This is a genomic window from Holophaga foetida DSM 6591 (assembly GCF_000242615.2).
Taxonomy (GTDB): domain Bacteria; phylum Acidobacteriota; class Holophagae; order Holophagales; family Holophagaceae; genus Holophaga; species Holophaga foetida.
The window spans coordinates 780,191-801,584 of sequence record NZ_KI912268.1; the positions used below are offsets into that span (position 1 = coordinate 780,191).

The following is a 21,394-nucleotide window of genomic DNA, read 5'->3' on the forward strand; positions in this document are numbered from 1 at the left end:
CCACCTCACAGCCGCCGTGAAGTTGGGCGGCAGAAAGTTAGTGACGCTAGTATTGATATAGTTCTTCTTGTATTGGATTTATGCGAAATCGGCTCACGGATTCAGGTCCATGTGAACGAGGCAATCTTAGAGCCAGATCCCGACATCCATGTCATCTTCATTACAATCGTGCCATATCGGTGCCCCCCCCTGAACCTCGGTACCGCGAGCCGGACGGGTTTCGGGGAGACTCGGGAAGTCTTTGAATCCTGAGTCCAGGCCAGCCCTGGGGAGGTTCGAACAATACGACACGAGCTGTCGCATTATTCCTCCAATACTATCCCCATGAGGACCGCACCCCCCACCCCCCATCACCTAAGCCACCTGGATCGCGCCTGGCTGGAAGAGGTCGCAGCCGAGGCCCGGAAACACTGGGAGGCGATCCGTCGCAGCGGCAGTCCTGCTGAAAAGGGAAAGGCTCTGACCCATCTCTCCGCCTGCCTGGCCGATCTGGAGGGCCCGGTCCCCGCCCTGCGCCTGAGTCGCCGCGCCCTCCGCTTCTTTCAGCAAGCGGGGGATCCAACCAAGCTCGCGGTCTCCAAGGGGCTGCTGGCGATCCGATTGCTGGAGGCTGGGAGACCGCAGGAAGCCCTCCACTGCTCGGCGCAAGCCCTGGAAGACCACCGGAACCTGGAGCCGGATCGTCGCCATCCGAAACTGATGCGCAGCCTCGCCGGGGCTTTCCTCAGGGCCGGTTGGACAGTCGAGGCCCAGGCCTGGCTGGAACTGGTGCTGGAGTGCCCGACGTTCGAAGACCATGGTGAGGTTCTGGAGGCCCTCGCCCGCATCCTGCCCACCGAAGCAGCCCTGGAGAGGCAGGCCCAGGCCTGTGCGGCCTACCACCGCCAGGACCGCCCGGTCTCCGCGGCCCACGCCATGCTGACCTTGGCCCACCTGGAACTGCACCTCGGGCATGCCTGGGAGGCGGAAACCCTCTGCAAAGAGGCCGTGGAACTCCTGGTTCTCCATCTGGGGGATGTTCCGTCGGAGGCCCGGCGGTTGGTCCAGCTTTGCCAGGCCGCCTGCAGGCGCCGACGTCACAATTCAAGACCATCGCTCCTGGAAGCACGGCCAGACTCCACAGGCCATTGAGCCTCGACGGATCAACTCAGTCCGCTTGAGGGAAGGACCCTCGCCCCCCTCACCTATCCAGATCAACCCCATGGGAGGCCCCCGGCCATGACCTTCGTCCATCTCGATGTCTCAAGCACCCATGGCCTTGTGGACGGCATGGTGGACCCTACCGCCGCCGTGGCACGATGCCAGGAATCAGGCATGCCCGCACTGGCCCTCACAGATCCTGGCACCATGCTGTCTTCAGCCGCCCTCCTGGGCGCCTGCAGGGCCACCCTGCGGAGTTCGCACCCAGTGAAGCCCATCTTCGGGTGCGCCATCCTGCTCCATCCAGGCAATGCTCCTGGATGGAACCCTCCCGCAGATGCCTGGGGCAGGCCCCTGCCCGGTTGGCGACTGGTGCTGCTGGCCCGCAACCGGGAAGGCTATGCCAATCTGTGCAGCATCGTGTCCGCAGGCTTCAGCAACGGATACACTCGGACCCCCCTGGTGGGGCTTCGCCACCTGCGGGCCCACGCCAATGGCATCATCGCGCTGTCCGGCGGGAGGGCGGGTTCCGTTTCCACCCTGCTGCGACGGGGTGACCCCCAAGGCGCCCAGGATGCAGCACTCGCCATGGGCCGAATCTTCGAAGACTTCCATCTGCAGGCTCACGAATCGGACCGGCGGATCCATCAGGATCTGCAGGACCTCGGTTCCGCCCTGAATCTTTCAATCGTCGCCACCCAGGAGGCCCGCTACCTGGACCCCCGGGACGCGGAGGCCCACGCACGCTTCCGGCGGGGACGCTTTCGCACCCGGGATTCCCATCCTTCCCCCGGAAAGCACCATCTGGCCACTCCAGCAGAGATGGCAGAGGCATTCCCGGATCGTCCCGACTGGCTGTCCAACGCTGTGAAGCTGGCCGAAGGCATCGATGCCATCGACCTCCGTTCCGAGCCCTTGAAAGCCTTGACCCACGCCCATGGGTCCCTGCGCCAGCGGGCTGAATCAGCTATGGCCAGGCGTATCACCATCGACCCAACCCACCACGCCTGGCTGGAGTCGGAATGCACCCAGGTCGAGCACCTGGGCTGCGAATTGCCTTTCCTGGCATGGGCCGCCCTGGCCGATGCCGCCGCCCGGCGGGGACTGAAATTTCGACCCATCAAGGGCGCGGTCTGTAGAAGCATGTTGGCGTGGACCCTGGGTTTTTCCGAGGATCCCCTCCTGACTGGAATCGAGATTCCAATATTCCATCCCAACGAAGGCGTGGAATGGTGCTTTGAGCTCCCCGTATCGCCCGACTCGGCCGACGACCTGCTGGAATCCCTGTTGCCGGAAGCTTTCCCAGGTATGCAGCCCGGCATCACCGATGGAACCGCAGCCATGGCCAGAGTCTATGTGGAAGGCGCTCCCCCGAGTTTCGGTCGTTGTTGGGTCCCCTACTCGGGTTACGGTAAACCCATCGAACGCTGGGACAGTGGGTCTGACCTTCTGCACACCATGGCGGCCCCTTCGGCACTCGCCGCAGAGATTCCTTTCCTCTGGGGCACCAGCCTCCAGGTTCCCATCCATGATGCCCCCCTGATGGGACTTCTGCCCCTGAGGGTGTGGGGCAACCGGAACACTCGGCCGCATCCATGAGCAGCCAAGAGGTTGAAGCAGGATGGATCCCTGCCTTCCTGAAGACCGCCACGCTGACCGGATTGCGCCTGGAGGAGGCCGTCTGCTCCCTGATGCAGGGCGCCACAGGCCATCCCCTGACCCTGGGCCAGATCCTGGGAGGCATCCCTGGGCCTTCCGAGATGCTCCAGGTGGCCTGCACCGTGGCGCGCTCCATGGAGGCTCTGCAGAGCGCATGTGCAGCCCTGACATTACAGGGCATCCATCCCCTGAGCCTCCTCCTGGCGGGGGATCGAGATTTCCACCAGTGGCTCGCAGAGGAAGGCAAATGGAGATTCCATCAGCCCGGGCAGTTCCTCGGAGCGAACCTCCAGCGGGGAATCCTGACGCTCAACCGATTCCAGGCCACGGAATGGCTGAGGGACCTGCCCCCTCACTTGGCCATCCTCCCCAACCCCAAGCTAGACACCTTGATGCTCACGGATGCCGATGTCACAGGACTGCTGCCCGCCGGGACGGACTTCCCCTGCCACCTCAAGTTCCGGGTCTGCGATGGAACACTGCAGCTGCCATCGAGGATCCATGGTGGGCTTCAACTCGATTTCTCCGAGGCCCATTTCCAGTTTCCAAGACACCTGGATCTCGATGGCGCCCTGGAAATCCGAGGGTGTTCCGGCGTGGCATCGCTATCCGAGCAGCTCAGGACCAGGGGCCTCTACCTCCAACACTGTCCCAGTCTGGACACCCTGCCCCGAACCATCACAGGGGCAGCGCAGATCGAGCTCATCAACCTGCCCATCCGCTCCTTTCCCCAAGGCGTGGAAGGGGTGTCCTACTTCGATGTATCCCGGGCTCCCCGCCTTGAGGAGCTGCACCTTCCATCCGGAAACCCCATCGACATCGACCTCAAGGAGCTCCCGAACCTGAAGAGACTTCACCTCCCGGCAGCAGCAGTCATCCGCAACCTATCCATCCGTAGCTGCCCCAAGCTGGAAAGCATCCCGGGCCAGCTCAAGAACCTGACAGGAAGCCTGACCCTGAAGAATCTCCCCAGCATGAGCGGCCTCCCCCGGGGGCTCCGGATTGCGAAGGATCTTTGCATCCGGAACTGTCCGGGACTGGGATCCCTGGAACAGGCAGAGGTCGTGGCCGGAGGGGAGAGCGAACTCTCTTGAGGCATGATGCTCGACCCCGGCCACAGACGCGGAAGGCCTCCCGGGTGCATGGCTGATTCAGGTTCCAACCTTCAGATTGGGGCACCTGCGGATCCTCAAGCGTCCCTCAACCTGAAGGTCTACGGGAAGTTCACGAAGTCCGGGGAGCATATCCAGGGTGAGATCCCCCAGGATGTGCGTCAGGGCGGCCGGCCAAATCTCCAGCCGGGGGCAATCCATTACTTCCAGATGACGCACTGCGGCCGCCGGGCTCCACCGGAAGTCCCGAAGCTGGTCCAATCGCTCCAAGCGCAGCCTCTGGAGCGGGCAATGAGGTGATCCCCCTCCAGCGACAGAAGTTCCCCCCCGCGATTCTCCCGGAAAAAGATCCACTTTCGCGACCGGCAGCGCCACCAATTCAATGGTGGCCGCTGGCCAGCATTGAATCGGCGGGAGCTCCTCCAGAGCCGGAAGATGCTCCAGGAGCAGCCTCTCTATGAATTGAAGTTCAGGAAGTCGGACCAGGTTCGGACAATCCCGGATCTCCAGCCTCCGCCAAGGCGCGAGACGCTCCTGAAAGCGGAACCGGGCATCGCAGTGATGAATGAGCAGATCCCGATCCAATTCAGCGGGAAGCTCGACCAGACCTGAGACATCGAAGAGTCTCAACTCATGCCGGATGGTATGGACCGGGTCGATGCAGTCGGTCAGATCCCCACTCAATTGCGCGTATGCGATATCTGGAGGGATGATCAGTCGGCAGTCCCCTGGCCATCCTTCGGGCCTTTCTCCTGCCATCACAAGATCGAGAGAATACGGAGTAGTTTCAAGAACCTTGAAGCAGTCAATACCGAACCTACCCACGACTGCGGCACACGCCTCCACACTCTCCCCCAGGCTTCCCCATTCGATGTCGGCGAAGAGCATCACGCTGAGGGGATGGATTCGCAATCCCAGAAGAGCGTTGAGGAGGGGTTCAACCGGAACGCCCTGGAGTCTGGCGAGAACGACAACCCTGACTCGATCCTCCGGTCGCTCCAGGCCACGAAGGATCCCAAGCCAGTCCACTGACTCCAGCCCTCCCCGCTGGCTAAGGTCAGCCATCAGGTCTTTGGCTGGGAGCAGTTCCTGAATGAGCTCCATAATTCCCTCCCACTTGGAGATGGGCTTCAGAACAGCTGGGGGGTGACAGAAAACCCCCACACCGCGTGCATTTTTGAAAGAGGCTACGCCTCTATACGGAAGGGTGCCCTGCACTCATGGTGTTGATCCGATCCTTCCGAGCGGGGCACAAAGCGCGGGACGCATCGGACCACCGGAACGCGGATAGCGCGGTGACCATGGCCGCACCGATGGCCCGCCCGGCCTCTTCGAGTGGGGCTTCGGCACGGGAGGAATCCAGCCACGCCGCCTTCACAAGGTACGGGTGCGCATCGATCCATGGATGGAGCCACTGACCCGCCGGACGGCGTCGGGTCATGTAGGCGAGATCGATGCCTTTCCGGGCCTGGAAACTGGCCGCGGCCCGCAGCCCTTTGTGATGGGTTCCCACCCGGAGGGCGGGGAGGCCATCTCCCTCCAGCCGATCGCGCTGGATACGGGCGCGGCTTCCGCTGACGTAGTGCCGGACGCTGTTGGATTCCTGCACCACGAAGTAGTCGATCCGCCGATCCGAGGCCATGAAGAGGGCGTATTGCAGCTCGTAGGCCACGGCCAGGGGCTCATGCCGGAGGTCCAGGAGCAGCCCCCAGCCGCCGTCGACAGAGGGCAGGCGGACCCATTCCTGCTGCTTCAGGGCCTCGGTGTGCTCCCTGCAGGCCCGTGTCGTGTGGGCCAGTGGCTCCAGAGCGGCGGGAATGGGCGTGTCGAAGCCCTGGGCCAGGGTGCGCACCAGCTGCTCCGCATCGGCAGCCGGAAGATCCACATGCCGGGAAAGGCCGTCGATCACATCCAGCCAGGCCTGCACGGGTTCCGGCGTCGGCAGCCCCCGGCGGGTCCATTTGAGCCGGGCCGCCCCCAGCATATCCATGGCCACATCATCGTCGTCGAGACAGAAACGCTCGACCACCAGAGACACTGCCTCATGCACCCCTTCGCGGTCGCCCCGGATGAGGGTCCGGATCCCGGGAATCCGAGCCGTCATCTCAGCCTCCCCCTCCACGCTGGAAGGGTGATGGTCGATCCAGAGCAGCCTGCCCTCCGGTGCCAGAAGCCCCCGGAAGGCCGCTTCCAGGCGCTCCGCGTGGGCCGGATGCCAGTAGGTGTCGCAGGCATAGATGTGCTGGTACCGGCACCCCGCCTCAAGGAGCTCTTCCAGCTCGAAGGCCAGGTAGCTCCCCTGGGTGAGCAGGAGATCGACGGACGGTTCCTGCAGCCCGCGCAGCAGGGCAGCGCCGGACAGGATGCCATCGCGGTCGGTGTGAGTGATGAGCAAGATGGAGTGGGGGGCCTGAGGGTCGGAATGCTTCATTTCAACAGTTTGAGAGCTTTAGAGCGACATATGGTGTCGCACACACCCATTACGCGCCGTCAGTCAGCACGCCCCACACCGCCCTTCTTCAAGACAAGGATGCCGACACTTGCCAGCACCAGCAGAGCACCGCCCCAGGCAGGATGGGCGAGGAGCAGGACGATACCAAGCCAGAACAGCGCTTTGATGCCTTTCATGCCGCCCTACCCTTCCAATCCGAGGATCAACTCTTCCAGGGAAAGCCCCCGCTCCCGGGAAGTCTGCCCGGGAACCCTCCGGAAGGCCTGGACCGAGCCCGACAGATTGCGCCGACTGGCCAGGGGCACTTCCCGGTAGGGAATGCCGAGATTGGTGGGTGGATAGGGCCGATAGTCGTCGCACAGGATCCCCAGGGGCAACCCGCCGGGGTTCGCCCGGAAGGCTTCCGGAAAGGGGGCGTCGGTCCAGAAGTCTGTCCATCCCCCGCCAAGGCCGCAACCGGGCCGGAGCAGAGCCAGCCAAGTCGGAGCGATGCCGGATGCCACGTAGAGTTCCCGGTAGGCGGCAATCCCTTCGGTCCCCAGCATGAGAAGGTCCACTTTGCCCAAGGGGCCCCCGAAACGCATCCAGACACCCCATGGCTCCACATCCCAGAAGCCCCGAAAGGCTTCGGGATGGGAGGCGCGATGGAAAGACGCAGGCCATGCCTGGCGGTCGGGCCACAGATCCCCCGGACGGAGTTCATCTCCCCCCAGGTGGGTGAAGCCCTCGATGGCCAGGGCCCCCACGATCTTGGGAAACTCCCGCTGAACCTCGGACCAGTAATCAGCGTACACGAAGGTCCTGACCCGGCCATGGAGGGCCAGGATCGGGCGGATGTCGGTGCCGCTGGCGGGGTAGAAGCAGGATCCCTGAAGCAGTTCGGAAAGCGGTGGCATGGCAGGCTCCTTGTGCACTCCCAGGATCCACCTGCAGGTGCGTCAACCGTTGTCGCCCGGCCACGACCATCTTCAAGGGAAGCCCGAGGACCAATCCATGCCCACCCGAGATGCCCATATCCGGAGCCTGATCCAACGCCACGCCCAGGGCGAGCGCTCCCACGAACTCAGACTGCTCCTCAACCGCGAGGCATTCGACGCCTTTCATGGTCCCCAGGAGAAGCGGTACCCCTTTCCCTGCGACGATCACCTGCCCCTATGGGATGAAGAACACCCAGAGCCCCTTGAGGTGACCCTGGAGCGGATTCGGAGGATGGGACGCCAGTAAATGTCGCGCGTCCCAAGTCATCCTTGCGCCGACCCCCCAGCCAACTGGGTTCATGAAAGGGAGAATGCCATGCCGTTCCGACGCGCAGTTTCATTCCTGCTGTTTCTTCTGGCGCTATTGTCTGCAGCCTGCGGAGGAGGCGGTGGAGGAGCATCCAGCAACACCGTTCACCCACCCACTGATCTCATCTACAGCTCAAACCCTGCCACTTACACCAAAGGCGTAGCCATCACCCCGAATGCGCCATCCTATTCCGGCGATAGGACAACGGGCTACTCGATATCACCAAGCATTCCAGCTGGGCTCACCTTCGACACCTCTACGGGTCTAATTTCCGGGGCCCCTTCTAGTGTTGTCCCTCAAAACACCTACACAGTCACTGCCTGCAACGCAGCAGGGTGCTGCTCGACCGGGCTGACCATCACCATCAACGATGAAGCCCCCGCGGATCTGAGCTACCAATTTGATAACGCCATCTACCTGGCCGGGGTCGCCATTGAAAACAATTACCCGTCCTCGACCGGCGGAGCCGTCGCCCTCTACACGGTTTCTCCGAACCTACCGGCAGGGCTCAGTCTGAACTCTGCCAACGGTTTGATCTCTGGAACACCGACCACTACGACAGGCCAGACCGTCTACCGGATAACGGCCAGCAATACATCAGGCTCTTCCTATTGTGATATCAGCATCACCGTGAATAGCTCCCAGACCGGAGCCTTCTCCTACACCGGTAGCCTGACCGTGGACAGGGGCTACCACACGGCCACCCTGCTCAATAGCGGCAAGGTTCTCATCACTGGTGGATACTCGTACGACACCAACAAGGTCCTGTCCTCGGCCGAGCTCTACGACCCCTCCACGGGGTTGTTCAGCGCAACTGGCTCGATGCAAACACCCCGGCAGCATCACACTGCGACCCTCCTCACGGACGGCAAGGTCCTAGTTACCGGCGGTACCAACGGGTATGCAGTCAATGTGGCCAGCGCCGAGATCTACGACCCCGCCAGCGGGACCTTCTCCTCCATCAACGCCATGACGGATGCCCGGGCCTATCATTCCGCCACACTCATGGCGAATGGCAATGTGCTACTGGTGGGCGGGCAGAACACCTCCACCGTCCTGGCGACAGCGGAGGTCTACACCCCCGGTTCGGGCACCTTCACTGCCACCGGCAGCCTGCACACGACGAGCATGAGCCACAGTGCATGCTTGCTGTCCAGCGGCAAGGTCTTCATCTATGCCGCTTGGCAGTCTGAGGTCTATGACCCTTCCACCGGCGCTTTCACCACGGTGGAGACCTTCAGGTCTTGCAACATCTTCGCAGCCTCGGTGCGCCTGCAGAACGGTGCAGTGCTCCTCCCCGGAGGTGACTATGTCGGCGCCACCGTAAAAACCTTCGATCCCGGCACCTCCACTGTCAGTACCGTGAACCCGATGACCTACGCCCGATCCCTGCACACGGCAACCCTGCTTCCCACGGGGGATGTCCTGATCACAGGGGGTCAGTATTCTCTCAACCTCTGGTCGAGCGCCGAGATCTACAGCGCCAGCCTGGGCACCTTCAGCCTCACAGGGTCGATGAAAATCGCCAGAACGGCCCACACAGCCACCCTGCTCCCGAATGGGATGGTCCTGATCGTTGGGGGGTTTGGAGAAAGCAGTTGCGAGGTTTACAGGCCTTAGGGCATTCAAAGAAAAAGCCAAGGGGCATCGGGGCATGATACCGACCGGCCCGCGCCTCAATGGCCAGGAGGTTGTCCCAAATCCTGGAGTGCAGTGAATAACTTGTTACCGATTCAATCACCACTCAGATCAAACCATTCCGTTAGGCTAAGCTGGGTTTTATCCATCAATAAGGAGAGGCCGTCTGATGCTCGATCAAAGCGTGTTTCAAGAACTCTGCCTCCAGGTGAGCATAACGGACACCATCCCGGGGCAAACCGCGCGGTGGGCCCCGGTTCCAGACGCCCTGGACTCCTCCCTCGCTCAGACTCTTCGCCACCATTACCCCCAGGGGCTTTACTCCCACCAAGCCGAAGCGCTGGCGACTTTCCTCGGGGGGCAAGACATATGCTTGGCCACCCCCACAGCCTCCGGCAAAAGTCTGGTATTCATGAGCGCTGCAACCCACCTCCTGAAAGCCGACCCGCTGGCCCGGGTGCTGGCACTCTATCCCGCCAAGGCCCTGATCCAGGATCAGATCAAGAAGTGGGGAGAGGCGCTTACCCCTCACGCCCTGAGCGCCGGATTCATTGATGGCAGTGTCCCAACCAAGGCACGAGAACTGATCCTTCGGGAAAACCGGGTCATCCTCATGACCCCAGATGTGCTCCACTGCTGGGCCATGGCGAGATCCTCTGAACTGGAGCTTTCCCAATTCTTCGGGCATCTACGCTTATTGATCATGGACGAAGCGCACGTCTACGACGGTGCGTTCGGCACCAATATGGCATTCCTGCTTCGCCGACTCCAAGCCATCAGCCCGGTGGATCGCCTGATCACCAGCACGGCCACGGTGGGCGAGCCACAGACGTTCATGAGGAAACTCACCGGCCGGAGCCTTCGGGTTTTCGATCAGACTGAGGATGGAACAGATCGCCCGGAACGGCATATCACCGTGCTGAATCCTGATGCCAAGAACGCATTCAGACAAATGGCCTCGCTGCTCAAGCGGTTGGCACTCCATCCCGAAGGGCGCTTCCTGGCCTTTGCAGATTCTCGCATCCAGGTCGAGCGAATCGTGTCCCTCCTGGAGCAGGAGGACGAGCACGACGGCGCCGAAACCCAAGATGGCATCCGGCCTCCCAAGGGGCAGATTCTCCCCTACCGCGCAGGGTACGAAGAGGAGGATCGCCTTGCGATCCAGCAGTCCCTGGGTGACGGCTCGCTCAAGGGCGTGGTGGCAACCAGTGCCATGGAACTGGGGCTGGACATCGGCGACCTCCGCGTCGTGGTCCTGCTCGGTCTCCCCAGAACCATGCGCTCATTCTGGCAGCGCATTGGACGCGTCGGGCGCCGTCGCACAGGGCACTGCCTCATCCTGGACGACAGGGGCATCCTGAAGGACGAAGACGCCTTCAAGCGCCACCTCGAACGGCCACCCGAGCCCTGCTGGCTCTACCTGGAGAACACTTATCTGCAGTACGCCAACGCCCTGTGCGCGGCCCAGGAACTGCCCTCCGCTCCCAAAGACGCCAGGCGTTTCGCCGCCTACGAGGATCTTCCAGCCTCCTTCCTGGAGATGCTCCAAAACGAGTTGGACCAGACAGCCAGCCTTCCCCCCGACCTGCTTCCACTGAAGCAGAAGGCGGGCGAGCAACCCCACCGCGCGTTCCCGATTCGCAGTGGTGGTGAAAAGGAATTCCGGATCCAAGTTAATCAGAATCATGCGACCACGCCCCTGGGCACCATCACCCACTCCCAATACATGCGGGAGGCCTACCCAGGCGCCGTCTATTACTACCTGGCCCGCCCTTACCGCGTTTACCAAGTCCGATGGCACGAGGGAAGCATCTCGGTCCGCCGGGAGAAACGGCTGACCACGCGCCCCATCCGCAAGAACAAGGTCTTCCCGGCATTCCAGGATGCCCTCCTACAACTTAAGACGTCGTCTGAGCACTTTCTTGCAGAGTGTGGCGTCCAGGTCCTTGAGCGAGTCATTGGCTATACCGAGGGACAAGACGGCAAAGCCGTGACCCACCTGTACGGTGATGCCGGGAGCTACTCCAAAAAGGCAATCCCGCGCTACTTGCCAACCACGGGCGTCTGCTGGACGGGGGTGGGAAGCGAGGCCTTGGCGGAATTCCTGATGAGCACCTTCTGTCAGGAATTCGGAATCGCGAACCAGGAACTGGATGTGGGGGCATTCCAGGCTAAGGCAGGCCCGAATGGTCGCACCACTTGCCAAGGCTGGTGCATCTACGACAATGTCGCGGGCAGCCTTCGTCTTACTCAGGAGTTGGCAGAACACTTCGAAGAGGTGGTTTCCCTGGCCCTGGCGGCTGCCCCACCCGAACTGGCAGACGAACTCAAGGCATTGTTAGACCAGATCCACGACCTCGACGCGGAGCCCATCCGGGAACCCGGCACCCTCCCGCCCTGCACGGGAGACTGGTCCACCGTCTTTGCCCCAGGCTCACGGGCCCTCTGGACCTTCGAACAGGAATCCGAGGAAGTGACGGTTTGGAGGTACAGATCAATCCCCCGCGGGATCGTTTACGAAATCCAAGGCCTGGATGGGAACCGGAAAACGGTCGATGCAAGTTCCTTAAGCCCGCTGGCTGGCGAGAGTTGCCTGCAACGCGTGAACTGGTTGACGGAAGAAGTCGTCGAACTCCAGCCCCAGCCAGCGCAAGCCTGAGCCGAATACGCTTGAGCTCCGCATCCAACACCATTTATGCAATGAGATTATCTGCCATGCCCAATGACGCTATAGCCAGACAGCCGAAGGCCAACGTTTTGAATGAAATCCAAACGCTGTTGCACGGCTATTCATCCGACACCCTCGTGCGCGAACTCATACAAAACGCCGACGATGCTGGTTCAAGCTCGGTGGAAATCCAGCATCGTGCCATCTCTTGCTTTCCCGATCCGAGTCCGTGGAACGGTCCGTCCCTCCTGATTTCCAACAACGGGCCCCTCTCCGAGGAAGACTTCCGAAACCTCGGGGAACTCCGCTCCACCGCCAAAGCGGATCGGCCATTGAAGGTCGGGCGATTCGGAGTCGGCAAGGTGGCTCTGTTTGCAGTTGGATATGCCCATCTCATCCGGGGGTGGATCGACAATTCCCAAGCTCCCAGCACCCACTCCCCCCTCACATGCGCTGATGAACAGCAGCTCTCCCAATGGGACTTGGACCCTGCGTATTACGAACCACATGGCCCGCTGGGTAAGATATTCAGCGCTGACTGCGGACAAAATCGCCTACAAATTCTGGTACCGCTGAAGAATCGGGACTGGAGCGGTCGCTGGCTTTTGAATCAAGAAACAGCACTCCCCCTATGGCGAGCCGTGGCACAGATGCTTCCATTGCTTGCAAACCTGAAGGAGATCAAGGTCCTCGTGGAGGGCGAATGGAGTGCCTCCTGGACTCTGGATGGAACGCGCAGGAGCCCACACCTTCTGACCCCCGAGGCGTTTGGCAATCAAAACCGATGGCCCGCCAACTGGCGCGAGGGAGTACCGGATCTCCAAAACGCAGAGAACGTAAAATTCGCCGGACGAATCATAGAATACCAAGGAAATGGTTCCGGGACGGAGCCCACCAATACCGTCACGACACCTTACGCTGGATGGGAGTGTCGCTTACCCCTCCACAGGGCTATAGATAACGTCGCGATGCCTCCAGACGCGGGCTTCTTCCCCAGGGTACCCCATGCGGCAGTCCTACGCATTGGAGAATCAAATGAGTCTCTGGCCATCCGAAAGGCCATGTTCCTTGGGCTCGGTGGTGTGCAGAGTGTGACGGTCGATGGGATGGCGGGCCTGATCCTCCATGTCAACGGCTACTGCGATGACAAGCGCATGGACCTGGAAGGCCTGGAAGAACCCACCGACGGCAGAACATATCAAGGCGGATTCAACAGGTATCTCATCACTACCGGCATTTTCACGCTACTCAAAGACGCCCTCGGTAAATACAGCGGTGACCTTCGTTCTGTGCTGGTCGATCTTGCGGAACATCCGTGGACCAGAAAGATTTGGAATGCCAATGAACATAACCAACATGTTGATGAATTAATAAAACTCGGCATTACACTGCCTGAACCCAAACGGGCAGAGATTCTCGCTTGGTTCCTTCCTATATGGAACCTCTCGCCTGTTCTAAGAGGCACCCTAAGAAGCTTGATCCTCGGCCTGGACGCGAGAGGTGCCGAAATATGTCAACTGGAAATGGCGCCTGATTGGGGTGGCCCGGAAGGGACCTCGGCACTACAAGCCCTCAAAGACTGGGTAGAGGCCCGCCGAGAAGCGGGGAAATGGCACTTTTTATCGGAAGACATGAGTGCTGCGATCCGCCCCCAAGACTGCACAGCTTTAGGTATTAATACCCTAACTTGGCGCCAAGTCGTGGAAGATCTAAAACACGAAATCCGGCAACCCCGCGGCACGAGAGTCGGCCGCCCAGGATGGGCCACGGCCGTCCTCGAAGCAGCAGAGCGGGTTTGGGGCATAGATGGATATAGCGATTGGCTCCAATTGCCACTCCACGGGCCCAACCACGACACCCCTTGGCGCACCCAAGAAATGAACTTTCGGGTATTAGCAGCCAATGCCATCGATGCAAATGGCCTAAGAAAGGCAGCAGAAGCCCTGGGCATTGTTCTCGTGGAGCGTCCCTTTGAAGTTAGTCAAAACAACCAGTATTGGGAACAACTTCAGAGTGATTTCGGATGGACGGTAAAAACTGCGCTCAATAGAGCTTGGCACCAACTTCAATCGGAAAGTACGGCCGTTGCGGCCTGGGCAGCCACTCTACTTGACTGGTGCACCCCACAGGATCTTATTGCAATTCATGGAAACATCCCGACCAACACGGGTGTATGGGTAGTGGACGAACAAGGAAACGGGCGCAGCGCACAGGAGCGAACCAAAGCACGATGCGCCAAGCTACTTAATGCCAAGATTGACCGTCTAGTATGGCACTCGCAGGTCCCAGAGCATGTGAGCGACTGGAGGAGCCTCCCCTACCATCTATCGCCGGCCAGCAACACGCCAACCCAGTGGGGTGCCACATGGTTCTATATGGAAGGTGCAGAGGAACACGATCCGAGTCTCCGGGAGGCCGCCAAAATTCATGACATCCGCTTGATGAATGCCGCCCAGTGCCCATTTGCCCAGGAGGATCCAAGCTATCCGTTTTGGAATCAAATCCAGAATTGGAATACAAATGAATCATTAACAAGATGCCTCAGGAGCAGCCTAGCTGGCAGCATCCCAGCACAACAGTGGATCTTGAACTACATCAACCAGCACGGACTAGCAAATATCAATAACCAAGAGACAATCCGGCGACTTGCGACAAGCCCTTGGATGCCTACGGGGCCCCAGGGAGCCCCTCTCGTCGCCCCGCGCTTCGTGCTCGATAGGCAAGAATGGCCCAAGTTCCTGCCACCCCCTCCTCCTCCATGGCACCTATGGCCCGCTGACGTTGAGCCACCCATTACCTGCTCGGATTTCTGGGTACAGGCCGGGACCTGCCGTGAAGCTGGCGCCCTTGAGAACGCGCTTGGACAGGTCGCTCCGATAAACGATCAGAGGTATGTCCTGCTTCCCGCGGTTGCTGACATTGAGCCTCACTTGCTGGCCGACTTTGTCAGAGAATGGGTTAAGAAGGACATCCCTCAACAGAAATCAAACACTTGGCTCAACGCGTGGAATTGGGCCCGCTGGGTTTGTGAGCGAACGCAAGGCGAGGCCATCCTCCCGCTGATCCAACTTCAGCAATTGGAAAACCCCTTCTTCAATCACTGGCCAAAGGGATTCAGAGCAATCCAACAAACAAACCCTAAACCGGGAAGCCCGGGCTGGACCTGCGCCCTCGCCATCCTGCAATCATTTCATATAAACGAAATATTTGGTTTCAAGACGAACACACTTCCTGATACACGTGGAAATTGGCGAAACCCAAATACTCTAGCCCAGGCAAACCAAGCCACCCCCATCTCCCAGCAGCTTCATCCCGCATTCGAGGCCTGCCTGTTGGCGCAGGGGAGACTTAAAGCTAATCCCGTACCACCCCTCACAAAAGATGATGCACAGCAGGCCATGGAGGCTCGCGCACAGATTGCGGGCGAGGAAGCTCCCCAAGTCAGGCTCCTGCTGGGAACCCTGCTGGCGTGGTGCAGCACAGACTATGACGGTGCCGCAGCAAACCTCCTCCAGGGAAGCCACCGCACCCTGGAAGACCTGAGAAGCAGCTTTGCCCCCCATCCGGACAACACAATCATCAATTGTCCGGACGAGGTGCTTGCACTTGACGGATCACCCCTCAGCGTTGAACCAGACACCGCACCGGGGCAACGCTTGGCCTGTTGGCGTCGCCAGGACCATGAGGTGGTGCTGGCACCCAGCGGATTCACCTTCAGCTTTGAAGACCTGCGTAGGAGCCTCGCAGAACTCACAAACGAACCCTGGTTCCAGGAAAGTGACAACTTCCTGCCGGATCAGCTTGACGCCCACTACCAGAACCTGCGGATTCTCCAGCACATTCCCCTAGCCTTACAGGCCATGGACCGATGGATGCAACCAGGTGAGGCGTCCCAAAACCTGAGCACGATGCTTGAAGATCTTCAGAAACGCCAAACCGAGGTTGAGGGGCGGCTTCATGAGGAGAATTATCAGGCAGCCATGGATGCGAACCAACGACGTAGGGATTGCCTCCAGAGACTCCAAAACCAACTCATAGAGGGGGCGGGGGAGCACCAGGCTCTTGTGGGGGCGGCTCGTTCCTACATCCAACACCTAGGCTATTCGGAAGAGCGCGTGTTGTTTGAACTTTTCCAGAACGCCGATGATGCAACCAGTCAAGCGCACCAAGTGAACTGGGCATTGCCGGAGGAGCCGACCTTCCAGGTCAACCAGGAGGACAACACGCTGACAGTCTCCTATCCTGGTCGGCCCATCGGCTTATGGAGGGGGGGCGACTCCAAGTGGAAGGATGACCTGATCTATATGCTGTCCTTTCATGGATCAGGCAAGCGCCCCCAGGATGCAAGCCGCGGACTTTTCGGCCTCGGATTTAAGAGTGTGTATCTTGTGTCCAACGAGCCGCGTATCGACAGCTGGCGGGTTCATGCTCGAATCCGTGGTGCCCTCCTGCCCATCCAGGAGGAAAACGAGGATAGGCCTGAAACACGCATTCAACTACCGTTGCTTGCGCCCAGGTCGGTAGAACGGGACATGCTAGATCCTCTCCGACGAATGGCGCTTCCCTTGCTCGCATTCTCCCGGACGATCAAACGTATTGCACTCCCGGGGAATGAGGTCTTTGCATGGGACCCCGAACAAGAGTTCGGCGACGCACGCTGGCATTGCGAGAAATCCCCCCGTGGCAGACATGTGATCTTCTTGTATCAAGGGGATGAGATCTGCACCCGCCGGAAGAATGGACCAACCGTAGAATGGCCGACAATCTGGGCTTTGGCTCCCACCAAGGTCCACTGGGGTGGATTCCCCCTCCTCTTGAATGGACGCTTCAAACTCGATACCGGGCGCACCGAAGTGCAAGGCGCCAACCCCCATAACCTCAAAGAATTCCGGTTCCTGGGCATGCTGGCTCGGAGAGCTTTGAAGAATTGGGTCGGAGTGGAGGAACTACGAAAGGAAAGTCTCTGGAAGGAGATTGGCCTACCACTGGCAGGCCTGATTTCCACCCATGCAGACCCCGGAACTCAGGCATTCGCCAAGGAGCTTTCCCGGCTCTGGTGGGAGGATGGGCTAATGCCCGAGAAGGAGTGTCCCTCCGCCAGCATCACGGATCACGAAGGGAGCCACATCTTCTCCGCCGAAGCGGGAACCTCATGCCGTCTCGTCAAGCCTGCAACCCGCGAAAACCTAAATCGATTAAGAGGAATCACCGACGAATCAGGCCATCCCTCGCCATTCATGCCTGTCGAGAAAATACTCTTTTCAACCCGAGGTGGAGGCGCTCCAAAACAACTGAGCCGTGGATTCCTCCCGATCGACGCAGAAAGCGCCTTTGCCAAAGAAACAGATATTTTTTCTGTGCCCGGCGAACTGGCAGCGTGGCTGCGCGGCGTTCGCGACATTAACCAAAACCAGTTCAGAGAGTTCCAATGCTCTGCAGTTGTTGCCGCTCTCCAAGGCCTGAACGCCACGGCTGCCATGGAATATATTTGCGACAAGGGCCGCAACCTTCTCGGCGAGGTTCGATGGAGGGTCAAGCAAGATAAAATTCATGTTTCAACCGAACTGGCTCGCAAGCTAGGAATCGAACACGCCCCCGATATCGTCCCACCTCCAGAGCCCCAGCCCGCTCCAAATCCACAAGAGGAGGCTAGGCGGTGGTTGCATGCTGTCTATGGCGTTTGGAACGGCCTGGATGCTCCCGAAAAAACGATAATCATCAGCCGTTACGCCGCACCTCCAGAGGTCGCTGAAAACCTTCATTCAGACAGCGAGGACGACTCCAGATCCGCTTGGCTAAAACTCCTGATCTTCGCTGCGTGCCACAGCCAAGGCAGAGTCTCGGCAACACAAGCCTGTGGATTTATCACTTGGTTGGAGAACCAGGGCCATTTTCAAACATTCCTGGATCACCGCCCCCATCCAGATTCACAAGATGCAAATCATGCCTGGATGAATGCCCTCTACCGTCAAGGAGAACGACTCATCGAAGACGAGAGCCGCCATCGGGATTTCCTGTTCCGGACCCAGTTCGGCGCCATCCATCGTCTTGCTTGGGGTCTGGATGACCACCGCTGGGTGATCCCAGCCAGGGCCGATGACTTCGGGGGTTCCGCCCGCCTTGCCCATCTGCTCCGCCCCGGCAATGACCCTTACTGGGAAGGGGTTCATCAGGTGGATGAGATCGTCCCCCTGGATTCGACGATGGGCACGGTCGGCGTCATGGTCCTTGTCCGTGAACTGTTGCGCCTCAAGGTGCTGTCTCCGAATCAGTGGGCACGCCATGGATTCGTACCCCGCAGACGGATCAGGCAACGCCTAGCCATCGACTACACCCAGACTGCCACCTACAGCGATTCCGAAACCATCTACCGATTGGCAGAAGAAGCCATCCCTGACGATCCCACGTTCGGAGGCCATTTCGACATTCCGCTGATGGCAGCGCTGAATGGGGAATTCCAGGTGAATGCATGACCCAGGTTCACCACCCCCAACACGGCAATGGGACTCTGCTGTCTATCGGTGCCGATGGACTGGCCGTCGTCAGGTTTCCCGGCCAGGGGCTCATCGAAGTGCCCGATGTTGAACTCACGGAACTCGACTTGGCCGCCTCTGATGCTCCCCTGCCCACTCTCCTTCGACTCCAGGCCTTTGCCATTCAGTCGGTCCAGCAGCGCTGGGGGGCCTTCTCCACCAGTCGGATCAAGCTCTTGCCCCATCAGCTGTGGACATGTCAGAAGGTCATGGCCTCGTGGCCACCTCGCTGGCTGATAGCTGATGATGTCGGCATGGGCAAGACCGTGGAGGCTGGGCTCATTCTTCAAGCAGCCAAGGCCCAGGGGCGCCTCCAGCGCCTCCTGATCCTGTGCCCGGCCAGTCTCGTATGGCAGTGGCAGTCACGCCTGAAAAGCATGTTCTCCATCCGATGTGACTCCTATGACCCCAAACAGGACACGCCGACCAGCGGCTTCTGGGAGGACGAGACCCGGCGCGTGGTGGCCAGTTTTCACAGCCTCCGCCAGGACCGTGGGGAACGCTGGGCTCGCCTGATGGCTGCAGAGCCCTGGGACTTGGTCATTTTCGACGAGGCCCATCACCTGGGCTCGGATGAGCAAGGCCTCACCCTTGCCTACCGCTTGCTCGACGAGCTTGAGCGGGCCGGAAAAACCCGGGGACTGCTCCTCTTCACCGGCACACCCCATAAAGGCGAGGATTTCGGATTCCTCAATCTCTTGCGACTCCTGTACCCGCGCGACTTCAATCCCCGCCAGCGGACGGAAGAGCAGTACGACAGGCTTCCTGCGGTCATGATCCGGAATTCCAAAGCAAGGGCCACGGACCTTCAAGGCAACCGACTCTTCCATGGGACACGAGTCCATTCCCACGAATACACCTACAGCGAACCAGAGAAGGCCTTCTACAACCAGCTCACCGCCTTCATCTCGCAAGGTCTCCTCTTCGCCCGGAGCCTTGATGAGACCAACAGCCGCGCTGTGGGTCTGGTGCTGGCCTCACTCCAGAAACTCGCCGCCAGTTCAGTGGCGGCAGTAGAGCGAGCCATCCAGAATCGCCTCACCAACCTGCGGGGCAACCAGCAGAGGAAAGAGAGCCTGGAAATGGCTCTGGAACTGGATCATTGGAGTGAAGACGATGACGCACGTGCCACCAGGGAGGCGGACCTGGCGAAGTTGAGCGCCAAGATCGCCCTTGTAGAAAACGAAGAGCCCTTTCTGCTGAAACTGCTCACCCTCTCAAGCCGGGTCCGCGAAGAGAGCAAAATCCACTTCCTTGTGGACCTGGTCCGTCGCGAGTTCGTCGGAAAGAGCGTGCTCTTCTTCACCGAATACAAGGCCACACAGGCTTTGCTCATGAGCGCCCTGAACCAAGCCTTCACCGAGGATATCGGGTTCATCAACGGGGACGAGGCCATCGAGGGGGTCGTACTAGCGGACGGCATGTCCACCCGTATCGTGCGCATACGGGAGGAGGAAGCCAGGAAATTCAACGAAGGGAATTATCGATTCCTAGTCAGTACCGAGGCGGCCGGTGAGGGCATCGACCTCCAGGGCTGCTGCCACACCTTGATCCATGTGGATCTGCCCTGGAATCCCATGCGCATGCACCAGCGGGTGGGACGCCTCTACCGGTACGGCCAACAGCACCCCGTCGAGGTACACAAGGTCTACAACCCCGACGCCATCGAGAGCCATATCCATAACCTGCTGGAGAAGAAGCTCCATACCATCTCCCAGGCCTTTTCCCATCTCCAAGGGGATGAGGACCAGGAAGACCTGCTGCAGATCGTCCTGGGTATGGCCAAACCAGGTACATTCGATCGCCTCTTCCAGGAAGGGGCTGCCAAGCCTACTGGGGAACTCGATGCATGGGTAGATGAGGCCAGCGCCTCCTTCATCTCCCAGGAAGCCTTCGCCGCCGCCCAGACCCTGCTGGGCCATGGTTGCCACTTCGACTTCGAAGGCGCCGGAAAGGAGATCCCGAAAGTGGACCTCCCCGCCCTGAAACCCTTCTTCCGGGCCGCCCTATGGGTCCGCCATCGCGAGTGGACGGAGGCACCTGATACCGGTCGAGGCGGCTTCATCACTCCGGAGTCCTGGCGGGAAGATCGGCGACTGAGACCCCGGTACGATGGGATCTCCTTCGAGCGGAATGTTGGCCCAAAAGACCACATTATGGGTGCCGACGATCCCCTTTTCCGGCGCTGCCTCGACGAGGCCCTGACCCATCAGGGCACTTTCGTTGATCTGCCGACAGGCCTGATCGCAGACCCCATCCTAATCTTCCGGGTCCATCAGCGCACCCATCGGGAAAGCGCCCCGCCAGATCGAGTCTTCGCCATTCAACGCACAGGGTCGGAGTGGGTTGTTCTTCGCGACTGGGAAATGCTCAACGCACTCAATCCGATGCTCGACCAGCACCGCTCCCTGAGGGATATCCAAGGGGGGCAATTGGACAAGGAAGCCCAGGCCCAGCGGGATCAGCTTTGCGAGTCAGGAAAAGCCTTCTTCACCAACTGGCTGGAGCGCAATGACCAGGGCCTCCAGCATCCCGGCATTGAGCTATTGGGCGTCCTCACTCAGGGCCTTGCACAACAGCCAAACCCCGGGGAACAAAGGGAAACCAGCTAAGCCTGAGCCAGCCCCCCAACACGGGGGCCCAAATGGCAGCACGGGTAGACACGCCCAATATTGCAGAAAATCAACACTTTGCATGCTTCAGAAAGAGGCCAGGCCACCGTAGCCTGGCTTCTTTCGTCTCAAATACAGGAATCCTATCCCCCATAAATCCCGAAACGGGCTCAAAATTTGGCACACCATGGCGAATCAATCCTATGAATTTGATTATGTATCCGATTGCATCTTGCGCCCAACCCAGACCTGCCCATACTAGACATCGAGGCACACATCCCCTCACCCACCCA

The 21,394-nt window shown here is 60.0% G+C and carries 12 protein-coding genes; 8 read left to right on the plus strand and 4 right to left on the minus strand.

Annotation, left to right across the window (positions count from 1 at the left end):
* Positions 1 to 324 precede the first annotated feature (324 nt).
* The 3 genes from HOLFODRAFT_RS0203395 (at position 325) to HOLFODRAFT_RS0203405 (ending at position 3,893) form a co-directional block, all read left to right on the plus strand.
* Positions 325 to 1,131 carry a hypothetical protein gene (locus HOLFODRAFT_RS0203395; RefSeq protein ID WP_005031462.1) on the plus strand — a complete coding sequence of 269 codons (807 nt, stop codon included), beginning with the start codon at positions 325 to 327 and terminating at the stop codon, positions 1,129 to 1,131.
* A gap of 87 nt (positions 1,132 to 1,218) precedes the next feature.
* Positions 1,219 to 2,739 carry a PHP domain-containing protein gene (locus tag HOLFODRAFT_RS0203400; protein ID WP_005031463.1) on the plus strand — a complete coding sequence of 507 codons (1,521 nt, stop codon included), beginning with the start codon at positions 1,219 to 1,221 and terminating at the stop codon, positions 2,737 to 2,739.
* Positions 2,736 to 3,893 carry a hypothetical protein gene (locus HOLFODRAFT_RS0203405; RefSeq protein ID WP_005031464.1) on the plus strand — a complete coding sequence of 386 codons (1,158 nt, stop codon included), beginning with the start codon at positions 2,736 to 2,738 and terminating at the stop codon, positions 3,891 to 3,893. The genes HOLFODRAFT_RS0203400 and HOLFODRAFT_RS0203405 overlap by 4 nt, the downstream gene beginning before the upstream one ends.
* 57 nt (positions 3,894 to 3,950) lie before the next feature.
* On the opposite strand, the gene HOLFODRAFT_RS0203410 is transcribed toward HOLFODRAFT_RS0203405, so the two are convergent.
* The 4 genes from HOLFODRAFT_RS0203410 to HOLFODRAFT_RS0203425 form a co-directional block, all read right to left on the minus strand.
* Entirely contained in the window at positions 3,951 to 5,015 is a 1,065-nt protein-coding gene (locus tag HOLFODRAFT_RS0203410) for a hypothetical protein (protein ID WP_005031465.1), read from the minus strand.
* 91 nt (positions 5,016 to 5,106) lie between these two features.
* Positions 5,107 to 6,342: a hypothetical protein gene (locus tag HOLFODRAFT_RS0203415; protein WP_005031466.1), complete on the minus strand. Its 1,236-nt coding sequence runs from the start codon at positions 6,340 to 6,342 to the stop codon at positions 5,107 to 5,109.
* A 59-nt stretch (positions 6,343 to 6,401) separates the two neighbouring features.
* Positions 6,402 to 6,539: a hypothetical protein gene (locus tag HOLFODRAFT_RS24755; RefSeq protein WP_005031467.1), complete on the minus strand. Its 138-nt coding sequence runs from the start codon at positions 6,537 to 6,539 to the stop codon at positions 6,402 to 6,404.
* Positions 6,540 to 6,545: 6 nt separating this feature from the next.
* On the minus strand, positions 6,546 to 7,259 hold the full coding sequence (locus HOLFODRAFT_RS0203425) for a hypothetical protein (RefSeq protein WP_005031468.1): 714 nt from the start codon (positions 7,257 to 7,259) through the stop codon (positions 6,546 to 6,548).
* Positions 7,260 to 7,356: 97 nt separating this feature from the next.
* On the opposite strand from HOLFODRAFT_RS0203425, the gene HOLFODRAFT_RS0203430 reads away from it, so the two are divergent.
* From HOLFODRAFT_RS0203430 to HOLFODRAFT_RS19110, 5 genes are all read left to right on the plus strand, one after another.
* Positions 7,357 to 7,587, plus strand: a complete 231-nt coding sequence (locus HOLFODRAFT_RS0203430; RefSeq protein WP_005031469.1) for a hypothetical protein — start codon at positions 7,357 to 7,359, stop codon at positions 7,585 to 7,587.
* Positions 7,588 to 7,656: 69 nt separating this feature from the next.
* Positions 7,657 to 9,270, plus strand: a complete 1,614-nt coding sequence (locus HOLFODRAFT_RS23765; protein WP_005031470.1) for a Kelch repeat-containing protein — start codon at positions 7,657 to 7,659, stop codon at positions 9,268 to 9,270.
* A 187-nt stretch (positions 9,271 to 9,457) separates the two neighbouring features.
* Positions 9,458 to 11,947 carry a DEAD/DEAH box helicase gene (locus tag HOLFODRAFT_RS0203440; protein WP_005031475.1) on the plus strand — a complete coding sequence of 830 codons (2,490 nt, stop codon included), beginning with the start codon at positions 9,458 to 9,460 and terminating at the stop codon, positions 11,945 to 11,947.
* Between the two features lie 56 nt (positions 11,948 to 12,003).
* A complete protein-coding gene (locus HOLFODRAFT_RS0203445; RefSeq protein WP_005031476.1) occupies positions 12,004 to 18,429 on the plus strand; it encodes a sacsin N-terminal ATP-binding-like domain-containing protein in 6,426 nt (2,141 codons plus the stop codon).
* Positions 18,426 to 21,101, plus strand: coding sequence for a DEAD/DEAH box helicase (locus HOLFODRAFT_RS19110; RefSeq protein ID WP_005031478.1), 2,676 nt, complete (start codon positions 18,426 to 18,428; stop codon positions 21,099 to 21,101). The genes HOLFODRAFT_RS0203445 and HOLFODRAFT_RS19110 overlap by 4 nt, the downstream gene beginning before the upstream one ends.
* Positions 21,102 to 21,394 lie beyond the last annotated feature (293 nt).